The organism is Bartonella sp. AP20NXHL, assembly GCF_042196165.1.
In the GTDB taxonomy this organism is placed as follows: domain Bacteria; phylum Pseudomonadota; class Alphaproteobacteria; order Rhizobiales; family Rhizobiaceae; genus Bartonella.
This window is the reverse complement of the sequence record NZ_JBHIPV010000088.1, coordinates 1-961: the sequence shown is the minus strand read 5'-3', so window position 1 is coordinate 961 and position 961 is coordinate 1. Positions and strand designations below refer to the sequence as shown.

The 961-nt window shown below is 40.5% G+C and carries 1 protein-coding gene; it reads left to right on the top strand.

The genetic code is table 11. The features are described from left to right. Positions 1 to 961, top strand: a 961-nt coding sequence (locus tag ACFILL_RS09360; protein ID WP_375681103.1) for an ABC transporter substrate-binding protein, incomplete at both ends; no start/stop codon positions are given.

The following is a 961-nucleotide window of genomic DNA, read 5'->3' as shown; positions in this document are numbered from 1 at the left end:
ACGATTATGAAACACGAAAAAGATGGTGATTTGGGAAATCAGTATTTGAAGAGTCATGCTGCTTGTGTTGGTCCTTATCAGTTAAAAAGTTGGCGCCCTGGAGAAGCTCTTTTGTTGCGTGCAAGCTCTCACTATTGGGGACAAGCGCCTAAACTGAAGCAGATTTTAATTCGCCATGTTGCAGAGCCCGGAACACAACGCTTGTTGTTGCAAAAACATGATATTGATGTTGCTCGTAATTTGACACCTGAAGATCTTGCAGATCTGCAAAAAACAACAGATGTTAAAATCAAGGAAGTGTTAGAACCATCCATGATGTACTGGGGATTCAATATGACAAATCCCATTTTTGCTAAGGAAAAAGTACGCTTGGCGATGCGTTATCTTATAGATTATGAAGGTCTTGGCAAGAAGCTTCTTAAAGGGATTGGTGTTCCACGGGCCAGTTTTATTCCTCTTGGTAATCTTGGAGCTTTGGATGAAAAAGAGGGGCAACCCTTTAAGCTTGATATTCAAAAAGCAAAACAGCTTTTAGCAGAGGCCGGTTATCCGAACGGATTTGAAGCAAATTTTATTGTCTCAAATGCTCCTTATACTTTGTTACTTGCTCAGTCACTTCAAGATAGTGCTGCACAGGCGGGCGTGCGTCTTAAAATTGAACGTGTAGCAGGTACACAGTTGTTTTCAAAAGTGAATGCACGGGCTTTTGATACGGCTTTTATCGGATGGAATAATGATTCTGCGGATCCTCATACAATGGCTTCACGTCTTGTTTATAATCCAGATAATCGGCTTGAGGCAAAAAATACAGCCTATCCTAGTTGGCAGCATGGGTATTTTGATGCCAAAATGAATAAAAAAGTTGAAGAGGCGTTGTTTCAAAAAGATCCGCAAAAACGGGCACAAATATATGCTGATTTACAACGTGAACTTATGCAAAAAGGACCTTATGCGTTTATCT